Genomic DNA, 22,534 nt, shown 5'->3' on the forward strand with positions numbered 1-22,534 from the left:
CCAATAATAAAATCAAATGCTTGATTAAGCATAAATATTGTTGCCTGTTTAATTTTAATAATCAAGCCTATAATAAATCTATAATTGTTTTTATTGTTAGGCATTTATTTTCTTCCCAACCAGTTCGATTATTTTTTTAAATGTTGTATCGCCATGTGTTTTCCTTGCATGGATAGCATCTACAAATGGTTTTACTGCAGGTTCAATCAAAAAGTAAAGTAGGTCATAATCTTTGGGTCTTAAAATAGCATATATTTCTGGGTTGTTTTGTTGAAGATCTTCTGATGTTCTTATCGAACGTTCTATCATCCCCCCTAACAGCAGCACTGTACTTAATATTGCTATGGGCTTTGTACTACTCGTTGCTGCAATAAATGAAACTCGTTCAAGTACGGCAGAAGTAATCTTAGCAATTATTGTATTCGTAACCATTCTACCAATAATAGAGGAGATAATAGCCCTATATACTTTGTCTTGATCTGACTCCGGCACGGACTGATTAAAGGTATCAAATATATTTGATATGGACTCCATTATACTTTCACGATTAAGAATGTCATTTTTAATCGCTGTTGCCATTCTTATTCTTTCTGTTCCGTGTCGATACCTGGATTCAGTATCAAGATAACCATATACTAAATATCCGAAATCAAGCGGTACCGTCAATGCCCCATTTATTAGCCCGGTGATCGAGTCGGGAGATAAAATTATATTGGCTATCCGTGTTGCTATATCATTAACATCCATTGTGATAATCCTTTACTTATCCGTGTCCTAGTTGCCTATTTATTGAATTGTAGTTGACACATTACTCCTGACCAGATCTAAATTCAATTAGACATTCACCGAGTAATATATTGCATATAACATACATTGGATAGTTTGGTGAAATGTATCGTACTATCGGAGAAAAGAATAAAAGAGGCTGATTTCATCGGCGTGAAAAAATCCGAGTTAAAGACTCTCGTTCATACTCATACAGGTTGAGCCTCGAAAATAACCTGATCTCGGTATTACTCAGGCCTATCTGGCAATATCTTACCGATGATGTAGACAACCAACACCGACAAACCAATGGCTATAAATCTTTCATGCCAGGTTTCATAATGGAAGAACCAGTAGCAGCATACAAAGAAAAGCAGGCCACCCAATAGTGACGCACCGGTTTCAATTAGCGTGTGAAAAACTCTCCTACCTAAACTCAATTTCACTGGTTCATTTTTTCGCATTAATTTCACTCTCTACCATATTGATAATTTGGTCAAAAGCTGGTTTTCCTTGATTTCTTTTTACGTTAAGTGCCTCGACAAAAGGATTTAAAACTGGTTCGGCAAGAAAGTAAAGTAAGTCATAGTTTTGGGGCCTTAACGCACTGTAGACTTCTGGACTATTTAGTTGCAGACGTTCTGAAGTATAGACACTCCGTTCAGCCATTCCTCCTGCTAACAGTACATTTCCAATCAATCCCCCTTTAATTTTTATAAAGACGGTGCTTCGTTGTGTAATGATAGCTGCAAGTTTTGAGGAAATGATCGAGTTTGTTAGTGTCCTGCCAGCTATTGCAGCGGTTGTTTTACTGTACATTGCATTCTGCTTTTCCTCGGGTACATCCTTGTTAAAGAGCCTAAGAACCGTTTCAATAGTATTTTTGATATTTTGGTTTTCAAGAATTCCGTAACGGATGGCGCTCACCATTCGGATCTTATCCGTTTCGCGCAGGCGCCGACTATCTGTATCAATAAAACCAAATGCTAGATAACCGATATCGGTTGGAACGGATAAAATACCGTTGATAAGACCCACAGCTGTCTCTGGGGAAAGGAGAATTTTAGCTATACGCTTAGCTATATCAACGTTGCTTGGCATGAGAGATCTCTTTTCATTTTTTAGTCATGGCGCAACAGGATAAAGCCTAAGACTGGAACATAAAAGAGAAGCTGTCTAGTGTGATTCTTCTGAAAATAATGCATAGAGATTTTCATAAAACGATGAAAGTCGCGATATCAAAAGTTTATATCCCATAATTGACTGTCGTGATCCTATGCTTGACCAGAGTGGCGTCGACTCCCGAGGCCTCTTAATAGAGACTATTTTAATGGTGTATCAAACTGTCAGTGAAACGATCATCAAATCCATCATTGATGACTACTCGAAAGTGAACGAAACTAAATTTAATATAGGGTGGGCATTGCATGAATGCAATTTGCCATATTTGTCGGAAGATCAGAAAGAGTTACTCAATAATGCTAAAGAAGTCTGTGAGGCAGCGCTTAAGCATCCTCATCGATTCTTAAATAGATTATAATTACCCTATGTTTGTGCATTGCTCTATGGCCAAACAACAACGCCAGCCCCTGCTGGCGTTGTCCCTAAAAGTTACACTCTATTTCTTCCAGCCGCCGCCAAGTGCTTTAAACAGGTTAATGTCCTGATTAAGTTGCCCCAGTTTGGTGGTGATTAAGGTCTGTTGCGCTGAGTACAGCGAGCGTTGGGCGACAAGTACGGTCAGGTAATTATCTACGCCGCTGGTAAAGCGCAGTTGCGCCAGTGAGTAATTCCGCTGGTTGGCGTCTTCTTCTTGTTGAATGGACGTCAACTGATCGTTATAGGTCGCTTCACCCGCCAGTCCGTCAGAGACCTCCTGGAATGCCGTTTGAATGGCTTTCTCGTAGTTGGCGATCTCAATCTTTTTGGTGTCTTTGGCGATGTGCAGATTTGCCAGATTTACGCCACCGTCAAAGATTGGCACGCTGATCGACGGAATAAACGACCAGGCGCCGCTGCCACCGTGGAACAGGTCGCTTAGGCTGCTGCTTTCTGTTCCTGCTGTTCCGGTCAGGGTGATCCTTGGGAAGAAGGCGGCGCGAGCGGCACCGATATCGGCATTGGCCGCTTTTAACGTATGCTCGGCGGCAATAATATCTGGCCGACGTGTCAGCAGGTCTGAAGGTAATCCCGCCGGTGTGGCTGGGAAGTTCCAGTGTTGATTGAGCGTTGCGTTCGCCAGCAGCCGTGGCGGAATGGTGGTGCCAACCAGTAAGGTGAGAGCGTCAATATCTTGGCGCACCTGACGCGTATATTGTGCAATATCGGCCTGTGCGCTGCGCACGGTCATTTCCGCTTGTGCTAAATCCTGCGCTGTCGAGATCCCGCCATCATAGCTGCGTTTAGTCAGATCATAAGAATCCTGTTGGCTTTTCGCGGTATCGACCGCCAGTTTTAGCAGATCGCTATCCGCCGCCAGACTCAAATATCCTGAAGCAACTTGAGATACCAGACTGATCTGCGTCGCCCGCTGGGTCGCAGCGGTCGCGAGATAGGTTTCTAATCCCTTATCACGCAGGCTACGCACGCGGCCAAACAAGTCCAGCTCGTAAGACGAAACGCCTAAATTCGCGCTGAACTGGTTGCTGATCGTACCGTTTGGCCCGGCAGAGCCGACGCCTGCCGGTAAACGTTGAACGCTTTTACTGCCGTTAGCATCCAAGGTTGGGAATAACGCCGCTCGGTCAATCTGGAACGCGGCGCGCGCCGTATCGACGTTTAATGCCGCGACCCGAAGGTCACGGTTATTTTTCAGTGATAAGGCGATTAACTGCTGCATATCGGGCTGGTTAAAGAATTGGCTCCAACCGATATCTTCTGTTGGTGAAGTATTGACTCCCTTAGCGGTGTTCCAGTTGCTGGCAACCGGAAGCGCAGGGCGCTGATATTTTGGCTCCATAGTACAGCCCGCTAATACCAATAGGGTCAGCATAGACACCACTGGCCGGGCAAAGCGCGCTTTATTCATGGTGTGACTCCTCAATAGCAGAGTGCGATGTGCCTTGTTGCTTAGGCTTACGAGTAAATAGGTTAACCACGAATACGTAGAACATCGGCACGAAGAACACGGCCAGGAAGGTGGCGGTGATCATTCCCCCGACGACCGCGGTACCAATCGAGTGTTGGCTACCGGCACCCGCACCGTTGGAAATCGTTAGCGGGAATACGCCTAAGATAAAGGCCATTGAGGTCATGATAATTGGCCGGATACGTAGCCTAGCCGCCTGTAGGGCAGCCTCAACCAGAGGTACGCCCTCTTTGTCATGCAAATCTTTGGCAAATTCGACAATCAGGATGGCGTTTTTCGCTGCCAGTCCGACGGTGGTTAATAGTCCGATTTGGAAATAGACATCGTTATAAAGATTACGCATTAGCACTGCGCCGACCGCCCCTAAAATACCCAGCGGCACGACCAGCATGACGGAGAACGGTACGGACCAGCTTTCATACAGCGCAGCCAGACACAGGAACACCACAATCGCAGACAGCGCATACAAAGCCGGTGCTTGTGAACCCGATTGCTGTTCTTCATAAGAGAGCCCGTGCCAGGCGACTTTGTAGCCTTTTGGTAATTTAGCGGCAATCTCTAGCACCGCTTTGCTTGCATCGCCGGAGCTATAGCCGGGAGCCGGTGCCCCCATAATTTCGACGGCTGAAACCCCATTAAATCGCTCATAGCGTGGGGAACCATAAATCCATTTGCCACTACCAAAGGCTGACCAAGGCACCATTTGCCCGTTGGTATTGCGGAAGTACCACTGTTTTAGATCTTCTGGCGTCACACGCGACGAGGCGCGGCCTTGGATATAAACCTGTTTAACACGGTCGTTGTACATAAACTGGTTAACATAGGTCGAGCCCCAGACGGCGGATAACGTGCTGTTGATGGTGTCCATGCTCAAGCCGAGAGACTGCGCTTTCTCATCATCAATATTGAGTTTGTACTCCGGTTCATCATCCATGCCGTTCGGGCGTACCGCCATTAAGCGTTTGTCTTGCGACGCCAGTTTGAGGAATTGATTACGCGCTGCCATCAACTGTTCATGACCTCTATCCATCGTATCTTCGAGATAGAAGTCAAAACCGGTGGCGTTCCCCAGTTCCATAACGGCAGGAGGCACCATCGCGAATATGCGCGCATCTTTGATGGTATTAAAATATTGGGTGCTACGACTGGCTAAGGCGGCGACGGATAAATCCGCCGTTGGGCGATCTTTCCAATCTTTTAGTTTTACGAAAGCCAGCCCCATATTTTGGCCTCGACCTGCAAAGCTAAAGCCATTAACGGCAAACACCGAACTGACGCTTTTTGACTCTTTCGTCAGTAAATGATTACGGACTTCGTCTAACACGCGTTGCGTGCGTTCCGCAGAGGCATTAGGAGGTAACGTGGCTTGAACCAACATCAATCCCTGATCTTCATCAGGCAAGAAAGTCGTGGGAACACGAGTGAACAGGAAACCGGTGGCGACAACCACGACCACATAAATGGTCAGGAATATCCCTCGGCGCGAAATAACGCCTGCGACACTTTTGGTGTATTTCTCGGTGCCTTTATCAAAGTTGCGGTTAAACCAACCGGCGAAGCCAGTCGATTTTGTGTCGTTTTCACTGTGTCTGATTATGGTTGCACATAGCGCAGGTGTGAAAATCAGCGCCATCACTACCGACAATGCCATAGCGGAAACGATAGTTATCGAGAATTGGCGATAGATAATACCGGTTGAGCCGCCGAAGAAGGCCATCGGAATTAATACCGCGGATAACACCAGCGCAATACCAAACAGTGCGCCCTGTATTTGTCCCATCGATTTTATCGTCGCCTCTTTTGGCGAGAGTTTCTCCTCATGCATTATCCTCTCGACGTTCTCTACCACCACGATGGCGTCATCCACCAGCAGTCCGATGGCGAGAACCATGGCAAACATCGTCAAGGTGTTGATCGAAAAACCAAAGGCGTTGAGGAGGCCGAAGGTACCCAGTAGCACCACCGGTACAACCAGCGCGGTAACCAAGGTGGCACGCAGGTTTTGCAAGAACAGCAGCATCACGCAGACCACTAATATGATGGCTTCAATCAGTGTCTTGACCACTTCTTCAATCGAGGCGCTGACCACCGGTGATGTATCGTATGGATAAACGACTTTAACGCCATCAGGCAGCGAGTCTTGCAAGCTATTAACGGTATCTCGCACGGCTTTAACCGTATCGAGTACGTTAGCGCCGGTTGCCAGACGTAACGCGATACCGGTAGAGGGTTTGCCGTTCATCGTGGCTGAAATGCTGTAAATCTGCGGCCCTAAACTGACGTTAGAGACATCGCTCAGGCGTACTTGAGAACCATCAGGATTGACTTTCAGCAGGATATCTTTGAATTGCTGCGTACTGTCGAATCGGCTTTTACCAATAATGGCCGCACTAAACTTAGCGCCAGGAATAGTAGGCAAGCCGCCAACAGAACCGGAAGAAACCTGGATATTTTGTGCGTTGATAGCACTCGTGACATCGCTTGGGATCAGTGAATATTTATAGAGCTTGGCCGGATCGAGCCAGATACGCATGGCGTATTCAGATCCTAAAACCACAAAGTCACCGACGCCTTTAGTTCGGGTGATCGGATCTTCAAGTTTAGAAACTAAGATGTTACCTAAATCAGCGTTACTGATTTTTGGGTTATTGGACGTCAGGCTTACCACTAACATAAAGTTGGCCTGATATTTGGCGATACGCATCCCTTGGCTCAGGACTTCAGCCGGAAGTTGTGGTTCAGCCAGAGACACCTTGTTCTGTACTTGCACTTGGGCGATATCGGGATTGGTGCCTTGATCGAAGGTCACGATGATCGAGGTACTACCATCGTTATTACTTTGCGACTCAATGTAGCGCAGGTTGTCCAAGCCATTGAGCTGCTGCTCGATAACCTGCACCACGGTGTTTTGCACGGTTTGTGCAGACGCACCAGGATAGGTGACAGAAATAGAAATGGCCGGTGGCGCAATATTGGGATATTGGTTGATAGGCAATTCGACTATCGAAAGTACGCCAGCGATCATGACAACTATCGCGACGACCCAGGCAAATATGGGGCGGTTAATAAAAAAAGTAGACATCTCGCTTCCCCTACTGCGCAGTTGGATCAGTTGTCGACAAATTTATTGCCGGCCCGGGACTACGTTTTTTTCGTTCGCTGGCATTCACTTTGATGCCGATACGAATGTTTTGTAGGCCGTCGGTGATCACTTTGTCACCCAGTTGCAGACCCGAGGTGACTTGCCATTTGCCATCGATCATCTGGCCGAGCGAAACGTAGCGCTGGACGACATTGCTTTTCGCATCTACCAGATCCACATAGGCATCACCTTTGGTATCGTGTTGCACGGCTTCTTGTGGGATTAAAATGCCGTTTTTATCGATGCCTTGTTCTAGCTTGGCGTGGACAAACATTCCCGGTAGCAGCTCGTCATGTGGATTAGGGAAGGTGGCGCGCAAGGTGACGGAATCCGTCCCTTGATTCACCGTCACTTCGGAGAATTGCAATTTGCCCGGCAGAGAATATTGCGTGCCATCTTCTAGTGTGAGCGTGACTTTGGCCGAATTAGCCCCTGCCGACTCTAACTGGCCCGATGCTAACGCTTTGCGCAGGCGTAATAGATCCACTGACGATTCGCTGACGTCGACATAGATAGGATCGAGTTGATCGATAGTGGTCAGATAATCTGTCTGGCCGTTTGTCACCAGCGCCCCTTCGGTATACAGCGAACGGCCGGTATGACCAGAAATTGGCGCCAACACTTTGGTGTATTGCAGATTAACGCGTGCTGTTTCTACATCTGCGGCATCTTCGCGTTCCGCGGCGATGGCATCGTCATAATCCTGTCGACTGACGGCGTGCGCATCAATTAATCCTTGATAACGTTTGGCAGTCGCGGCCGCACTTTTCCATGTCGCCAATGCCTTGTCGTAGGTCGCCTGATAAGTCGAGGGATCGATTTGGTACATCTGTTGGCCGGCTTTTACTTCAGAGCCCTCAACATAGTTGCGTTTAAGGATAATCCCACTAACCTGCGGGCGCACTTGCGCGCTACGAACCGCAGTAGTCAAGCCTGGTAGGCTAGTCGTTAGGGTAATTGGCTGAGAAGCTACAGTAACAACTTCAACGGCGGGGGGGTGAGCGGGGGGGATATTTTCCCCGCTGCCATCGCAAGCCGAAAGAAGTACCACAGTACTGACAGAAAGAACCTTCAGGTGCATAGAATCCACTCTCTAAGTGTGATTGAGAAGTATGACTTTTGTGAGGTCATGATGGGTTTGAGAGCAATCATTCTCATTGGGAGTTCACACTATACGAGAGCCCGTACATTCCCTCTGTAAGCATTTCGTGAACAGATATCGCCAAATAATTCGTCAATTTTTTTGCTGAAACGCATGTGGCTTTACTTGGCATTGGGAAAATTTCAGGACGATAAAGCTTGAAGATGCTTATCAAGAGAATAATAACTTGAGGGATTATTTTTGCAGCGAGGCAGGACTATTTTATGCTGTGGATATATTACTATTTCTAATGTTTTTTGTGGTGTTCAACAAAAATATATTTATACATTTTATCTTTTCCTTACGTTAAATACCTCTGTGTATTAAGCAATGGTCGTTACTCTGGTATTGAGAACGAGCAGTTCTCACATTTGCACTTGTTGCATCCATGAGCATGGAACGTTCGCAACACTAGCCCATAGTCCGATATGGGCTTTTTTTATTTTTAAAATCATGCCAGATCTCTCTTCTCTTTATACTCGCAATGCAAGTTCACCATGCATGTTGGCTTCACAGTTTCACTCTTCAGGCCCCCCGCTTTTGCCAAGAAAAACCGAGCATGTAATTCATAAATTAATTTTATGTATTTGTGCGAGGTTGGTCTGTTCGGTCTGAGAGAAGATGTTTTGGGGGAGGTATTATTATTTATCTATTTGGCTTACAGCCTAACGCGGTAATGTCGTGGATTATTATCGTTATTTGAAAGCATTGCGCATGTGCTAGCGGCCAAGACTGACTACGCAGGTGGCTACAAAATTTACTGCTGGGAAATTTCTCAAAATAGCCTGCCAGTATCATGTCTGTTGTGTGCAGATAATTATATTTTGAAACGATGTGGGCGACTGTCAGCACACTGCTGAACCCTTTGGTAAATGGCTATGTTCTGTTTAAAAAGGCGGTGATAGCGAGCGCTTATCACCGCCATTTACCTACTTTGAATAATTAAATGCAAACGGCCCCTTGGTTATCATTTAACACCAAGGGGCCGCCTCAGGATGGGAGCAAAACGCTCGTCCTATCTTTAGCTTTTCAATAATACCGAAGTGGTCATCGTAGATTGGCCGTTTTCTTCAGCGGTAAAACGCCAGCATTGCTCATGGTATTGAGCCACGGTATTACGGTGTGCGACGCTGACTATCGATGTTTGCGGCAGTTTTTCTAACAGCAGGTTATACATACGATGTTCGGTATCATCGTCGAGTGCGCTGGTTGCTTCATCAAGGAATAAAATATCCGGTTTGATCAGCAGAGCGCGCGCAAATGCCATGCGTTGTTGCTCACCCGGCGACAGGCGGTGACTCCAGTTGGCATATTCATCTAATACCGGCTGTAAATAGCTTAAATGGCACAACGCCAGCACTTCACACAGACGCTCATCGGTATGGCCTAAATCGGCGTTAGGATAGGTCAATGCATCGCGCAACGAGCCAATAGGAATATAACTACGCTGCGGCAAGAACAGATGGGATTTGTTTGCCGCTAGGGTTATCTCCCCCGAACCGTAAGGCCAAATACCCGCAATGGCGCGCAGTAGCGTTGATTTACCACAGCCGGAAGGTCCGGCAATCAATACGCGTTGTGCAGGATGCAAGGTGGCAGAAACGGATGAAAACAGTGTATTGCCATTCGGCAAATTCAGGGTTAGCCCGTTTAATTGCAGATCGTGCGCTTCCGACTCGCCGACGCTAATACCGCGTGGCTGAGCATTGACCTGATCAATGGCAGCATTAAACCCTGCCAGACGGTTAACGCAGGCTTTCCAACTCGCCAAATCATTAAATGCATTAACAAACCATGACATCGCGCCTTGAACTTGTCCAAAGGCGGAAGCTATTTGCATCAACGAACCTAACTGGATAGCGCCGGCGAAATAGCGCGGAGAGGCGACTAAGATCGGGAATATATTAGCGAACTGGGCATAGAACGTAGAAGCAACGTTCAAGCGCTTGGTGGTACGCATAATCGACCACCAGTTTGAACGGATCGACTCGAACTTGTTAGTTAACTGCTCGCGCTCGTTTTTCTCGCCGTGATACAGGGCAATCGCATCGCTATTTTCGCGAATACGAATTAATCCGAAACGGAAGTTTGCTTCAAACCATTCCTGATTGAAACTAAGTTTAACCAGCGGTCTGCCGATCCACCAGATGATCAGTGAGCCGATAAAGGCATAAAGCAGCGCAAACCACAGCATATAGCCTGGGATGGTGATGTGATAAGACGAGAAAACAAACGACAGCGGGCCGCTGACATTCCACAGGATCACCACGAAGGAGAAGAGGGTGACCACGCTAGATAACAAGCCTAATGCCAGCGATAACGTGCCGGATGTTAAGGCATTCAAGTCATCGGCAATACGTTGGTCGGGGTTATCAACCTGATGTTGATGCTCAGTGTAATAATAGGCGTGATTGCCTAGCCACTTATCCATATACTCGGCAGTCATCCAACGACGCCAGTGCATTTGCAGCCCTTGAGCGAGATAAATCTTGTAAATAGAGATCACAATAAATATCAGTGCGAGCCAGGTAAAATGGATTAACTGTTGCTTAAATACCGGATAATTTTTGTTTTGCAAGGCATCATAGAACACACGATTCCACTCGTTGAGCAAAACGCTAATGTAGACAGTGGCCAAGGAGAGAATGACGATAGTGGATAATAATCCCCATGCTCGCCATTTTTCTTGTGAGACCCAATAAGGTTTAATGAGTTTCCAAACGTCGCGCCATTGCGCAGATTTCCCAGGTTTTTTAGTCATAGATAGCCGTTTTTAAATGTTATTAACTTTGATTCATCATCCAAGAATGAGTCACAGTATGTGATAGGGCAATTATGCACATGTAAGGATGTTTGTCTTGCATTGCGATTGGCCAGCGTTGAATTAAGAAGGGTAGTGCCATGAAAGTTTGGTTGCCAGTGATAGTTGTGATGGGGTGGTTGTGCGGTGCTTCTGCTTATGCCCAGATCGATGAACCTGACATTAAAAGCGATTGCCAGAAAGCCGGTATATACGGCCAGGCTGGCAATGTTGCCTATCAACAGCAAGATTATTTCAAAGCGCGGGATCTGTTTCGTGATCAAGTTGCCTGGAGCGAATTCTGCCACCTGTCAAAGTCGGTGATTGCGACGGCGTATAACAATATTGCGTTAGCCTATATTCATCAGGGCATGTACCGCAAAGCCAATGCCTGGCTGATGTTGGCACCTGATGATAAAAAATCCGAGTTCAACCGCCACCAGATTCAGCAGCAGTTGGATGCCTTGCCTGTTAGCCCTAGTCCGGTCGGTGAGTATTGGCAATATGCCGGATTAGGCAGTTGGAATATTGTAGAAGTGAAATCCGTCGGTAAGCAGTTTGAAGTGGAATACAGCGGCTTAAGCATGGGCGTATCGTCACTGTATTACGGCCCGGCCACCGGTTCATTCTCTGCCATCACCACTATTAAAGATGGTAAAGCGGTCTATCACCAAACCGGCGATATTATTGATGGCGAACAGCATTGCACGGTGCATATGAGCTTCAGCGGCGATAGCCTGGCGATGCGCACCATCGGTGACTGTGGGTTTGGGCGCAATGTCCGCGCCGAGGGGACTTACATAAGAGTGGAGTCTTAAGCCAGGCGCGTTTTTAAATCTAGACCGAGATTTATGCGATTTTCTCAAACCAGAATGGTGCAAATTTCGGTTTATTCAAGCTTGACCGAGCTTGGCGCGGTTTTAAGACCAGAATGGTGCAAATTTCGGTTCTTCAAATGCGGTGTTCAATTCAGCCTTCGGGCCGAAACCGAGCAAAGGGATGTAGGGCGCATCCCTTTGCAATCCCGCGCCTTTTCATTGATTTATATCGTATTCCAATTAGGCTATGTTTCAGGTACCACCGCGACAGGCGCAAATTTCATGGCTCCGCCATCCCTTCCTTCGGGTTCGAGCTAACGATAATGATGTTATCTCTCCACCACTCGTCAGTGAAATTTTGAGTGCGCCACCAAGCTTTTACTTCAAAAGCTAAACTGTCTTTGACCTTAAAAAACGCTAAGCGCACTCAAAATGCCACCGGTGGAGTGGTGAAAGACAATAGATTTATCGTTGGCTTGAACCCGGAGGCGGGGAGCCTGTAAGGCTGGCATTTGCGCGATAACGGAAGCCGCTGAAACATGGCCTCCACTGGATACTATGTTGAAGTAGCAAAAAGCGCGGGAAGCCGGAAGGGGCGGCGCTTACCGCCCCTTCGGTCGGTTTAGGCTGCGGCCTAATATTGAGAACCGCAGCTGATAAACCGAAATATTCACCGTTCTGGTTTTGATAAACCGCTCCAAGCTCGGTCAAGCTTGAATAAACCGAAATATTCACCGTTCCCGGTTTTACAAAACCGAATTAATCTCGGACTAAGATTACCCAAAAGTTGTTAAGCCCTTCTGGCTTAAAGAAACCGCCCAGAATTCGGTCAAATTCCCCTATTGTGGCCACTTCATCTCGCCCTTGAGGACTTTTGCACTTAGCTCCAATGAGCTGTCGTCTTTAAGATTTGGATAGGCGGCTTTCATAGCGGCGATCAGCGCTTTTGAGTCTTTAGCCTTCGGCAGTTCTTTCTCTAATCTCAGTAGGTATTTTTTTGTGGCGGTAACGGATGCCAGACTCTGTGAGGCGCCTGGTAAGAAGTGCCCAGGAACTACCCATTCTGGTTTGAGCCAGGCAATTTGATCCAGCGAGGTCAGCCACTGATTGCGTTCGGTTTGGGTTTGCGTATCAGCAACCCAAGGATGAATATTATCACCATCAACCAGTACGCCACCGATTACCGCTTTCAACCCCGGTACCCACAGGAAGGTTCTTGCTGGGGAAACGCCTTTTATCTCTAAGCGGTTGCCTTCTAAGTGCAGCGTTTTGCCTTGCACTGGAGTAGGGACAATAATCTCTTTCGGTGCGTTATCACCGAGTTTTGGACCCCAGAACGCTAATTTTTCTTTCTTGGTTTGATTAATTAAGTCGATGGTGGCTTGGGTTGCCAGAATTTTTGCCTCGGGGAAGGCTTTATGTAGCGTTTCCAGACCAAAATAGAAATCAGGATCTGACTGGCTAATATAAATAGTGGTGAGGTTTTTACCGGTCGCCTTAATTTTGTCTACCAGGATTTGAGCATCATTACGCTGGAATTGCGCATCGATGAGCATGACGTTTTTATTGCCGCTAATAATCTCAGACGAGACGGGGAATATACTCTTCTCGCCCGGGTTATAAACTTCCATGGTCAATTTAGCTGGTTTTTCAGCGGCGTGAGCTGTGCCGAAAAAAAGGCTGAGAGCAGTCAAACCCGTCAGGAGTAAGCGCATAAGAATTTCCTTAGAAAAGTAAAATAATTACAAGATGTAACTACTATAGGTTGCATCTTCCGTAAGAAAAACCAGATAATGCGCAACTGTTTGTTGCATAAATCGGACGAATTAATATCGTGGATAGAGTTACCGCAGCAGAGGTTTTTGTCGCTATTGTTGAGCGCGGCAGTATGGTTGGTGCTGCCGAGTACCTGAATATGTCGCGTGCCATGGTGACGCGCTATCTTTCTGAAATGGAAAAATGGTCAGGTGCGCGGCTATTACATCGTACTACACGCAAGCTTGGGTTGACCGATGCGGGCGAAAATACCTTGATCCGCTGCCGCAAACTTTTGCAAGTTACTGCTGAAATGCACAGTGTGGCGGATAATGGCCTGGAGGCCTTGCGCGGATTACTCCGCTTGAGTTGCTCGCAATCTTTGGCGCAGGGGGTTGTGGTGGCTGCGGTTACCGAGTTTTTACGCCGTCATCCTCAAGTTTCTATCGATCTGCAATTAGAAAATCGCACCATCAATTTAGTCGAAGAGCGTATCGATTTAGCGTTGCGTATCACCAATGAGTTAGATCCGAATCTTATCGCTCGCCCACTGGCCGAATGCTGTTCGGTGCTCTGCGCGGCGCCGGCTTATTTAGCCGCTCATGGTACGCCACGAGAATTATCAGAGCTCTCTTTGCATAATTGCCTGACTTATTCTTACTTCAATAAGAGTCTTTGGTATTTCGAACGTGATGGCAAAAATGTTGCGGTACCTGTCAGTGGTAATCTCAGCGCCAATGAATCGCTATTTTTATTATCGGCAGCAATAGAAGGGGCCGGTATTGTCTGTCAGCCACGTTATTCTGCTGCTCCGCTTATTGCCAGCGGCCAATTACAACAGGTACTCCCCGACTGGCAGCCGAAAAAAATGGGTATCTATGCCATTTATTCTACCCGTCGGCAAATGCCTGCCACGTTGCGCAGCCTGTTAGATTTCTTAGTTGAATGGTTCAATCAGCATCCGCGTTGGCTATCGCTGGTGGCGGAGTAATCTTCTTATCTATTATCCGCCATACTTGAGTTTTATTGGGGATACATTTTTAAACATATTAACAAATACTTTGGCTTCAATTAGTTAGCATGAGAATTTATTTAGTTCTGTTTTGTGCCTGCGATGTTCACTAGCTATTTACCGAAAAAACATGCTAAATCTGACGTTAATGTCAGCTTAATAAATACACATAAACTTTATGGATAAATTATTTCCTTGCTGATGTTTCGTATCCTGCCATTTCCACCTTTCTGTATTAACACGCGTTTGACCTATTGCTTAATAGGCCAGCGGTTATTTGTTTTTAACGACAGCGATTTCACCCCATAACGCTATTACAATGGTGAAAGAGGTTGCCAAAACTGGGAGTCAGTATGTCTGCTTCAACTGCGCCTGCTGCAAAAATGCCTATATCGCTATTGGCATTGGCGTTAAGTGCATTTGCTATCGGTACCACCGAATTTGTGATTATGGGCCTGTTACCTAATGTGGCTTTAGATTTGCACGTTAGTATCCCATTAGCCGGATGGCTAATCAGTGGTTATGCGCTTGGGGTAGCCATTGGCGCACCGATCATGGCGGTGTTGACAGCGAAGCTGCCACGCAAAATAACGCTGTTGTTGCTGATGGTGATTTTTATCGTCGGTAATGTGATGTGTGCGTTTTCTTATAGCTACGGTTTCTTGATGCTGGCACGGGTGATCACCGCGCTATGTCACGGTGCATTCTTTGGTATTGGTGCAGTGGTTGCGGCTAATCTGGTGGCCCCGAATCGCCGAGCTTCAGCCGTAGCTTTGATGTTCACCGGCTTAACGCTGGCTAACGTATTGGGCGTACCTTTAGGCACGGCACTTGGACAGGCTCTGGGCTGGCGTTCGACGTTCTGGGCAGTGAGTCTTATCGGTATTGTGTCGCTATTCGCACTATATAAAAATCTGCCGGATAAAAAAGAAGAAGACGCGACCGATCTGCGTAAAGAGATCGCGGCGCTGGCAAGCGTTGGCTTATGGCTGTCACTGTCTATCACCATGTTATTCTCAGCCGCGATGTTTGCCATGTTTACCTACATTGCACCGATGCTGACTGATATTACGGGTATTACTCCGCACGGCGTCAGTTGGACCTTACTCTTGATTGGCGTGGGATTGACGGTTGGTAATGTGCTGGGAGGACGCTTGGCAGACTGGCGTTTAGGGACTTCACTGACCCTAATCTTCGTCTTTATTACGGTGTTTTCCTCGCTATTTAGCTGGACCAGCGTGCATGTGATTAGCGCAGAGATTACGCTATTTATTTGGGCTATGGTTGCCTTCGCCGCAGTGCCTGCGCTACAGATTAACGTGGTGATTTATGGTAAGAACGCGCCGAATTTGGTTTCAACGCTAAACATTGCTGCCTTTAACGTTGGTAATGCGTTAGGCGCCTGGGTTGGCGGCGTTGTTATTGCTAGTGGAATGGGCCTGGCAACCGTGCCGCTGGCTGCCGGGGCGTTGGCTTTCCTGGGCTTTATTTTGTGTGCCATCACCTTCCGTCGTGCGGCGCGTAAAAAGGCTTAAGTCTATTTTCAGCAGGCGAGGGCAGCATCAAGCCGCTGCGGAAAACGCCTCGCCTGCTGCTGACAATGCTCAATAAAGGTCGATACCAGCTCTGAAGCTGGGCGATGCAGTGGCCTTATCAGACTCACGGTAAAAGGTACCTGCTCGCTAAATTCCCGCACTACAATCCCCGTTTTTTTCGACAATTGGCCGTCTGTTACCCCTCTTTCTGCATAGTCTAATGCGGTAAGTGGGTTAACAATTGATATACCTACGCCTTGCGCCACCATGCTGCAAATTGACGATGCGCTGTGTGTTTCCATGACCTGGCGCCGTAAGATACCGCGTTCGCTAAATAACGTATCAAGGAGTTGGCGGTAGCTATCGGTCGCAGACAAGCTAATAAAGTTTTCGCCCTGAAAATCGGCAGGCGACAGGCGGGTTTTCTGCGCTAATGGGTGATCGGCTGGCAGAACACAGACTTCATTTAAGGTCAGCAAGGCTTGCCGCTCAGTGCCCGCTGGCGTGTGGCTGTTTTCTGTAATGCCCAGATCATAACGCTGCGCCGACAGCCACTCTTCAAGCAGCGGAGATTCTTGCGGAATAATGTTAAAGCTGACATCGGGATAGCTATCGAGAAAGGGCTTACAGATAACAGGCAGCAGTGATTGGCTAAATACCGGCAAGCAGGCAATCGATAATTGAGCCTGTTCAAACTGACGAATACCTTGGGCGGCACTGATAATGCGGTCCAGCCCATAATAGGAACGTTGTACTTCTTCAAACAGCCGTAAACCTTGCGCGGTAGGATAAAGTCGTCCTTTTACTCGTTCAAAGAGCTGTAAATTTAGCAGTTTCTCAAAGCGAGCCAGCTCACGGCTGACGGTGGGTTGTGAAGTTTGCAGCAGCGCGGCTGCCTCGGTCAGGTTACCGGCAGTCATCACGGCATGGAAAATCTCAATATGGCGCAGGGAAATGGTCGACATGGTGACACCGTTAGGCTGGGCAGCTAAAGCCATATCATAAATGAATAGATACTGGCTAAATAGATATTTTATCCCCGAATTTTCGCCGGGCATAATGACGCTATTGTTGCCATGCTTGTCGACTCGAACAAACAGTTGTTCTGAACAAGCCGTTGGCCTGAACGAATTAGCCTTTGATCGGAGATTTCCATGCCTTTTGCCTTAAACGATACCCGTACAGCGCTGAATGCCGCCAATCTTCTGGCATTATCCCAACAATATGGTTGTCCGGTGTGGGCCTATGACGCTGAAATTATCAAACAGCGTATTAGTCAGTTGCGTCAGTTTGATGTGATTCGTTTTGCACAGAAGGCCTGCTCTAACATCCATATTCTGCGTTTGATGCGTGAACAAGGTGTGCGGGTTGATTCGGTGTCGCTGGGCGAAATAGAACGTGCGCTGCTGGCCGGTTTCCAGCCGGGAGTTCAGGCTGATGGCAGTAGCGAAATCGTCTTTACCGCTGATTTACTCGATCGTCCAACATTGCAGCGTGTCACTGATTTAGGCATTCCGGTTAACGCTGGTTCTATCGATATGCTTGAGCAAATTGGCCGTCAAAAAGCGGGTCATCCGGTGTGGCTGCGTGTTAATCCAGGTTTCGGCCACGGCCATAGCCAAAAAACCAATACCGGCGGTGAAAACAGCAAGCACGGTATTTGGTATGCCGATTTGCCAAAAGCGCTTGCCGAGATTAAGCGCTATCAGCTCAAACTGGTTGGTATTCATATGCATATTGGCTCCGGTGTGGATTATCAACATCTGGAGCAGGTGTGTGATGCGATGGTCAATCAAGTGATTGAATTAGGGCAAGATATCGAAGCCATTTCTGCGGGTGGTGGTTTGTCTACGCCATATCATTTTGGCGCTGAGACTATTGATACCGCGCATTATTATGGTTTATGGAATGGCGCGCGCGAACGAATTGCTGCGCATTTGGGGCATCCGGTCGCGCTAGAAATCGAACCAGGTCGCTTCCTGGTTGCCGAGTCTGGTGCGTTGGTGGCCCAAGTACGTGCGATTAAAGAGATGGGCAGCCGTCATTTTGTGTTAGTCGATGCAGGCTTTAATGATTTGATGCGCCCGGCGCTATATGGCAGTTACCACCATATCTCTTTGCTGCCAGCTGATGGACGTGATATTAGCAGCGAAACTCAGCGTGAATCGGTGATTGCTGGGCCGCTGTGTGAATCAGGCGATGTCTTTACCCAGCAAGAGGGCGGTGCGGTGGAGACACGCTTATTAGGCGAAGTGAAAATCGATGATCTCTTGGTGTTCCACGATACCGGTGCTTATGGCGCCACCATGTCATCGAACTACAACAGCCGTCCATTGTTACCTGAAGTGCTGTTTGAACAGGGTGTGGCTCGCCAAATTCGCCGTCGCCAAACCATCGAAGAACTACTGGCTTTAGAACAATTCTAAGGCTCTACTAACCGAGGCTGATGTTCCTGTCAGTCTCGGTGATTAGCAACTGAATGACGTCTTACTAATGTCGGGCTGAACATATGGGTCGTTTCTGGCAGACGTTTTTTGTGTGCCAATGCTAAAGCCAATAGTGCGGCCTGATTTGCCATGGCGACTATTGGATAGCGAATAGTGGTCAGGCGAGGGCGCAGATAGCGCGAGATAAGCACATCATCAAAGCCGACGAGCGAAATCTGTCCCGGCACATCAATACCGTTATCGCTGAGAACTGACAATGCACCAGCGGCCATTGAGTCGTTATAGCAAACAACCGCGGTAAAGTTTTTCCCCTGACCAAGCAACTCGGTCATCGCTTTTTCTCCGCCGACTTCATCTGGTTCACCGTAAGCGACCAAGCGTTCTTCTAAGCTTATGCCGTGTTCTTGCAGAGCATCAATATGGCCCTGATAGCGGTCTTTTACGTCAGAAATTGAGTGGTTTGAGCAGATAATGGCGATACGTTGATGACCATGTTGCAGCAAATGGCGTGTAGCCAGCCAGCCGCCATAACGGTCATCAAGTGCGATACAACGTTGCTCAAAACCGGGCAGGGTTCGATTAATTAATACCATGCCAGGGATCTCAGTCATCAGATTAGTCAGCTCTTGTTCTGGCAACATTTTGGCATGTACCACCAACGCGGCGCAGCGGTGGCGGATTAACTGCTCTATCGCCTGACGCTCTCTATCAATGTTGTGATAGCTATTGCCGATCAACAAAAAATTGCCGGTGTTGTAGGCCACTTTTTCGACCGCTTTTACCATCACCCCGAAAAATGGATCCGAAACATCAGCAACCACTAACCCTAATGTTTCTGTTGATTGCTGCGCTAACGCCCGGGCATTGGCGTTAGGGTGATATTGCAGCTCCTGCATGGCATTAGATACCGCCAGGCGTGAATTTTCGCTCGCTTTTGGCGAGTTGTTGATCACCCGTGAAACCGTTGCTACTGAAACACCGGCCAGCCGAGCGACATCCTTTATCGTAGCCATAAATAATCCATCACTTTGTTTGGGTAAACGTTTACATAGCCCGTTAGTTTTGCGGAAAAATACACGCTCCGCAAGGGACAGCGATCGCAACTTTTAAAATGAAAATCTGCTACCGCTAGAAAAGACGCAAATTGCTAATTTTTCAGCTGTTTCCTTGACAAACTTCTACTATTATTCTGATTCGTAGCGGCCATAAATTTGCTGCATTTGCTCAACAATATTGAGCAATTCCGCCCCCGCCCCAGGTTTCCACAGTGCGACCATCGGATGAAGCAATCCACGTTGCCCTAATTCGGTATCCCATTGCACGACCTGTGGAGATTGTTGCGGCTGTAAATGGGTAGGTAAAAACGCCCAACCTTGCCCCAAAGCCAGTAAGGATTGTAACAATGCCAGCTCATTGACGATCTGAATATGATCGGAAATCTGCAGGCGTTTAGCCATTGGATCTGGCAAGTGTCTAAAGGGCATAAGCTGCATGCTGGAGGCCAGTGACAACAGCGGAACCGGTGTTGAGGTGGGGAAAAATCCCTCGCGGGCATACGCGGCAAATTCAATAGCGCCGACGGCACGCCATTTAAACTTTTCACTGATTGAACGGTTAACGGCCTGATAGATCCCCATATCGGCGTTTCCCTTTTCTAAAGCTAACTCAGCATCAGCCCGTTCCATCATTAATAAATCGAGCCGAATCCCTTGCTGGTGTAAGGCTTGGGTTAGTTCTACTAAGAAGGGACGCGGTGTGAAAGGGTCATAGCATAAGGTGAGTTGTTGACTGACTTGCTGTGGGATCTGCTCAGCTAATAAATTAAAGGCTTCTGCTTCTTGTAGAAATAAACGAGCCTGACGATAGAGGCGCTGGCCTGCGGCGGTAAGTTGTAACGGGCGAGTGCTGCGATCAAACAGCGCATAACCGAGGTCTAATTCTAAATACTCGATCAATTCGCTGACGGTAGTGCGATCTTTTCTTAATCGTTTAGCCGCCTGCGTCAAATTGCCTGCTTCGCAGACGCTGGTGAAGGCTTCAATTTGTGCCAATGAAAACCGTATTTGCGCCATCTTTTCCTATTCGCTCCTTGAATTTTTACGGGGGGATTTCCCCCGTTAATGCACTCTAACAGAGGCGATTGTCGCTTTACTATCGCTGCATTGAAAAGCGGTGGCAATGAACATGCCCTGCATAGGACAGTGAAAAAATAAGGAAGCAATATGAAAAAGCATACTAAGACCATTTCAGCTTTGTTGGTTGGTGCAGCACTCAGTGCCAGTGTTGTCAGCGGTGCTGAGGCTTGTACCCGTGCGTTTATGAATATGTATCCGGGTTATATGGTCAGTGCCCGTAATTTGGATTTCTTCGGTCCGGTTGATCCGGCGCTGGTGATTACACCTCGCGGCATTGAACATAACGGCGGTGATGCTAAAAATGCTGCGCAGTGGAAAACGCAATATGGCAGCGTGGTGGTGTATGCCGATGGCGTGTTCCCAATGGATGGTATGAATGAGAAAGGATTAGCAGGACACACGCTGTTCTACACTCACGGTAGCCAGGATGAGAAAGCCCATCAAGATAAGCCTGTTATCGAGAGCCGTGCCTGGTTGAGCTATATTTTAGATAATTTCTCGACGGTTGAGCAGGCAGTGAAAGCCATCAGTAATGACGTTCGTCTTAGCGCGGTTTTAGTACCGATTGATTATGCTTCTGACACCAAGCATATCGCTATTGAAGATGTGAGCGGTGACTCTGCGATCATTGAGATCGATAACGGTAAGGTGAATATCTATCACAATAAAGATTACCGAGTCATGACTAACCCGCCATCTTACGACAAACAGCTTAAAAATCTGGCTAAGTATCAGCATGCCAAACGCAGTGAAATTCCCGGTGGATTAGATGCCGACCAGCGTTTAGTTCGTGCCAGCTATGACCTTAAAAACCTGCCAAAACCAGACAACAAAAACCAGGCGCAGGGCTTTATTCAGACGGTGATGAATAACGTAGCTTACCCGATTGGTTCCCCTACGGAGCCGGGGGAGCAGAAGGTTATTGATATGTACGCGAAATACACTAAACGTCCCGATCAGAATAAAGGTATTGGCACTTATTGGACGACTATCTCTGACCTCAGTCATGGCGAATATCACTTTAAATCGGTTTATGCACCCGCGCAGATTTGGGTTTCTCTGGCGGAAATTAATTTCAACGCCGGCCAACCGGTGAAAAAAATCGAGCATCTAAATGATTATGCCCAGAAAGGCTGGGAAGGAAACGTGTTGGCGCAAGCCAAATAATTGGCCTTGTGTTAAGGGAGCACGTCCTGATGAGCTTACTGAGGTTTAGCGATTCAGGTAAGTGGCACATCTGCTAGCAGTATCCACTAATGGGCCGGGTAATGTAATCAACGCAGAGACAGTATCAAGTATGACGACTATACATTGCTGGTTACACTTTGCGGTGCAATGTTGCGATTGCCAGCTAGTTGCCTGACAGGCTTAGCGGATACATTGAACGTCCCAGAGGTATTGATTGGTGAATCATCAACCTAGCCTCTATCGTGAAAAATTTTGTCGCGATAGTTTCTTGGTTGAAGCCGATTACATTTGCACCAACCTACGCGGATGCGTAGGTTTTTTTTTGCCCGCCATTTATTATTTTTTCTACGCTTTTATGTTTTGTTGCCCGACTCATTTCTCCTTATCCGAAATTTCAAAGTGATATTTACATGGTTAGGATTATTTTTACACTTGGTTGCATTTTGCGTAGCAAACTTGCGATTGTTGAGTGGAGGAACGTGCGACAGATCTCTAGAGTTGGTGATCCCAGAGGTATTGATTGGTGAATCAATCAACGTAACATTTATGTTGAAACCGATTATATTTGCACCAACCTACGCAGATGCGTAGGTTTTTTTTTTGCCTTGATCTCTGATATTCAAGAATTAAACCTAAAAGTCGTCAATCCGCTGTGTTATAGAGTATTCTTTCCTTTTTTATCCCTTGTCCCTAGTAAAACAAGGGAAA

The 22,534-nt window shown here is 47.3% G+C and carries 15 protein-coding genes; 5 read left to right on the plus strand and 10 right to left on the minus strand.

Translation table 11 applies throughout. The features are described from left to right. Positions 1-96: 96 nt before the first annotated feature. The 6 genes from ACL9RG_RS20290 to ACL9RG_RS20315 form a co-directional block, all read right to left on the minus strand. Positions 97-747: a hypothetical protein gene (locus ACL9RG_RS20290; protein WP_422794459.1), complete on the minus strand. Its 651-nt coding sequence runs from the start codon at positions 745-747 to the stop codon at positions 97-99. Positions 748-1,215: 468 nt separating this feature from the next. After that, the gene (locus ACL9RG_RS20295) at positions 1,216-1,866 is read right to left on the minus strand and encodes a hypothetical protein (RefSeq protein ID WP_422794460.1); all 651 of its coding nucleotides are present in this window, start codon (positions 1,864-1,866) and stop codon (positions 1,216-1,218) included. Between the two features lie 517 nt (positions 1,867-2,383). Continuing rightward, positions 2,384-3,793: an efflux transporter outer membrane subunit gene (locus tag ACL9RG_RS20300; RefSeq protein ID WP_422794461.1), complete on the minus strand. Its 1,410-nt coding sequence runs from the start codon at positions 3,791-3,793 to the stop codon at positions 2,384-2,386. Next, a complete protein-coding gene (locus ACL9RG_RS20305) occupies positions 3,786-6,935 on the minus strand; it encodes an efflux RND transporter permease subunit (protein ID WP_422794462.1) in 3,150 nt (1,049 codons plus the stop codon). Before ACL9RG_RS20305 ends, ACL9RG_RS20300 begins: the two co-directional genes overlap by 8 nt. A gap of 10 nt (positions 6,936-6,945) precedes the next feature. Further along, positions 6,946-8,076 carry an efflux RND transporter periplasmic adaptor subunit gene (locus ACL9RG_RS20310; RefSeq protein WP_422794463.1) on the minus strand — a complete coding sequence of 377 codons (1,131 nt, stop codon included), beginning with the start codon at positions 8,074-8,076 and terminating at the stop codon, positions 6,946-6,948. A 1,081-nt stretch (positions 8,077-9,157) separates the two neighbouring features. Then, the gene (locus ACL9RG_RS20315) at positions 9,158-10,897 is read right to left on the minus strand and encodes an ABC transporter ATP-binding protein/permease (RefSeq protein ID WP_422794464.1); all 1,740 of its coding nucleotides are present in this window, start codon (positions 10,895-10,897) and stop codon (positions 9,158-9,160) included. A gap of 140 nt (positions 10,898-11,037) precedes the next feature. Here ACL9RG_RS20315 and ACL9RG_RS20320 point away from each other — a divergent pair, with 140 nt between their 5' ends. Continuing rightward, positions 11,038-11,754 carry a tetratricopeptide repeat protein gene (locus tag ACL9RG_RS20320; protein ID WP_422794465.1) on the plus strand — a complete coding sequence of 239 codons (717 nt, stop codon included), beginning with the start codon at positions 11,038-11,040 and terminating at the stop codon, positions 11,752-11,754. 839 nt (positions 11,755-12,593) lie between these two features. On the opposite strand, the gene ACL9RG_RS20325 is transcribed toward ACL9RG_RS20320, so the two are convergent. Then, positions 12,594-13,469, minus strand: a complete 876-nt coding sequence (locus ACL9RG_RS20325) for an MBL fold metallo-hydrolase (RefSeq protein WP_422794466.1) — start codon at positions 13,467-13,469, stop codon at positions 12,594-12,596. Between the two features lie 119 nt (positions 13,470-13,588). Between ACL9RG_RS20325 and ACL9RG_RS20330 the strand changes: the two genes are divergently transcribed. Together ACL9RG_RS20330 and ACL9RG_RS20335 are read left to right on the plus strand one after the other, a co-directional pair. Further along, positions 13,589-14,500: a LysR family transcriptional regulator gene (locus ACL9RG_RS20330; protein ID WP_422794467.1), complete on the plus strand. Its 912-nt coding sequence runs from the start codon at positions 13,589-13,591 to the stop codon at positions 14,498-14,500. A gap of 404 nt (positions 14,501-14,904) precedes the next feature. Beyond that, entirely contained in the window at positions 14,905-16,056 is a 1,152-nt protein-coding gene (locus ACL9RG_RS20335) for an MFS transporter (protein ID WP_422794493.1), read from the plus strand. A gap of 8 nt (positions 16,057-16,064) precedes the next feature. On the opposite strand, the gene ACL9RG_RS20340 is transcribed toward ACL9RG_RS20335, so the two are convergent. Beyond that, positions 16,065-17,021: a LysR family transcriptional regulator gene (locus ACL9RG_RS20340; RefSeq protein WP_422794468.1), complete on the minus strand. Its 957-nt coding sequence runs from the start codon at positions 17,019-17,021 to the stop codon at positions 16,065-16,067. A 189-nt stretch (positions 17,022-17,210) separates the two neighbouring features. On the opposite strand from ACL9RG_RS20340, the gene lysA reads away from it, so the two are divergent. Next, positions 17,211-18,482 carry a diaminopimelate decarboxylase gene (gene lysA / locus ACL9RG_RS20345; protein WP_422794469.1) on the plus strand — a complete coding sequence of 424 codons (1,272 nt, stop codon included), beginning with the start codon at positions 17,211-17,213 and terminating at the stop codon, positions 18,480-18,482. A gap of 29 nt (positions 18,483-18,511) precedes the next feature. On the opposite strand, the gene galR is transcribed toward lysA, so the two are convergent. Next, positions 18,512-19,516, minus strand: a complete 1,005-nt coding sequence (gene galR, locus ACL9RG_RS20350; protein ID WP_422794470.1) for an HTH-type transcriptional regulator GalR — start codon at positions 19,514-19,516, stop codon at positions 18,512-18,514. Positions 19,517-19,687: 171 nt separating this feature from the next. Then, on the minus strand, positions 19,688-20,575 hold the full coding sequence (locus tag ACL9RG_RS20355) for a LysR family transcriptional regulator (RefSeq protein WP_422794471.1): 888 nt from the start codon (positions 20,573-20,575) through the stop codon (positions 19,688-19,690). 150 nt (positions 20,576-20,725) lie between these two features. Between ACL9RG_RS20355 and ACL9RG_RS20360 the strand changes: the two genes are divergently transcribed. Further along, positions 20,726-21,805: a linear amide C-N hydrolase gene (locus ACL9RG_RS20360; RefSeq protein WP_422794472.1), complete on the plus strand. Its 1,080-nt coding sequence runs from the start codon at positions 20,726-20,728 to the stop codon at positions 21,803-21,805. The last annotated feature ends 729 nt before the right edge of the window (positions 21,806-22,534 follow it).

It is taken from the genome of Rouxiella sp. Mn2063 (genome assembly GCF_049319665.1).
Taxonomy (GTDB): domain Bacteria; phylum Pseudomonadota; class Gammaproteobacteria; order Enterobacterales; family Enterobacteriaceae; genus JBMOUD01.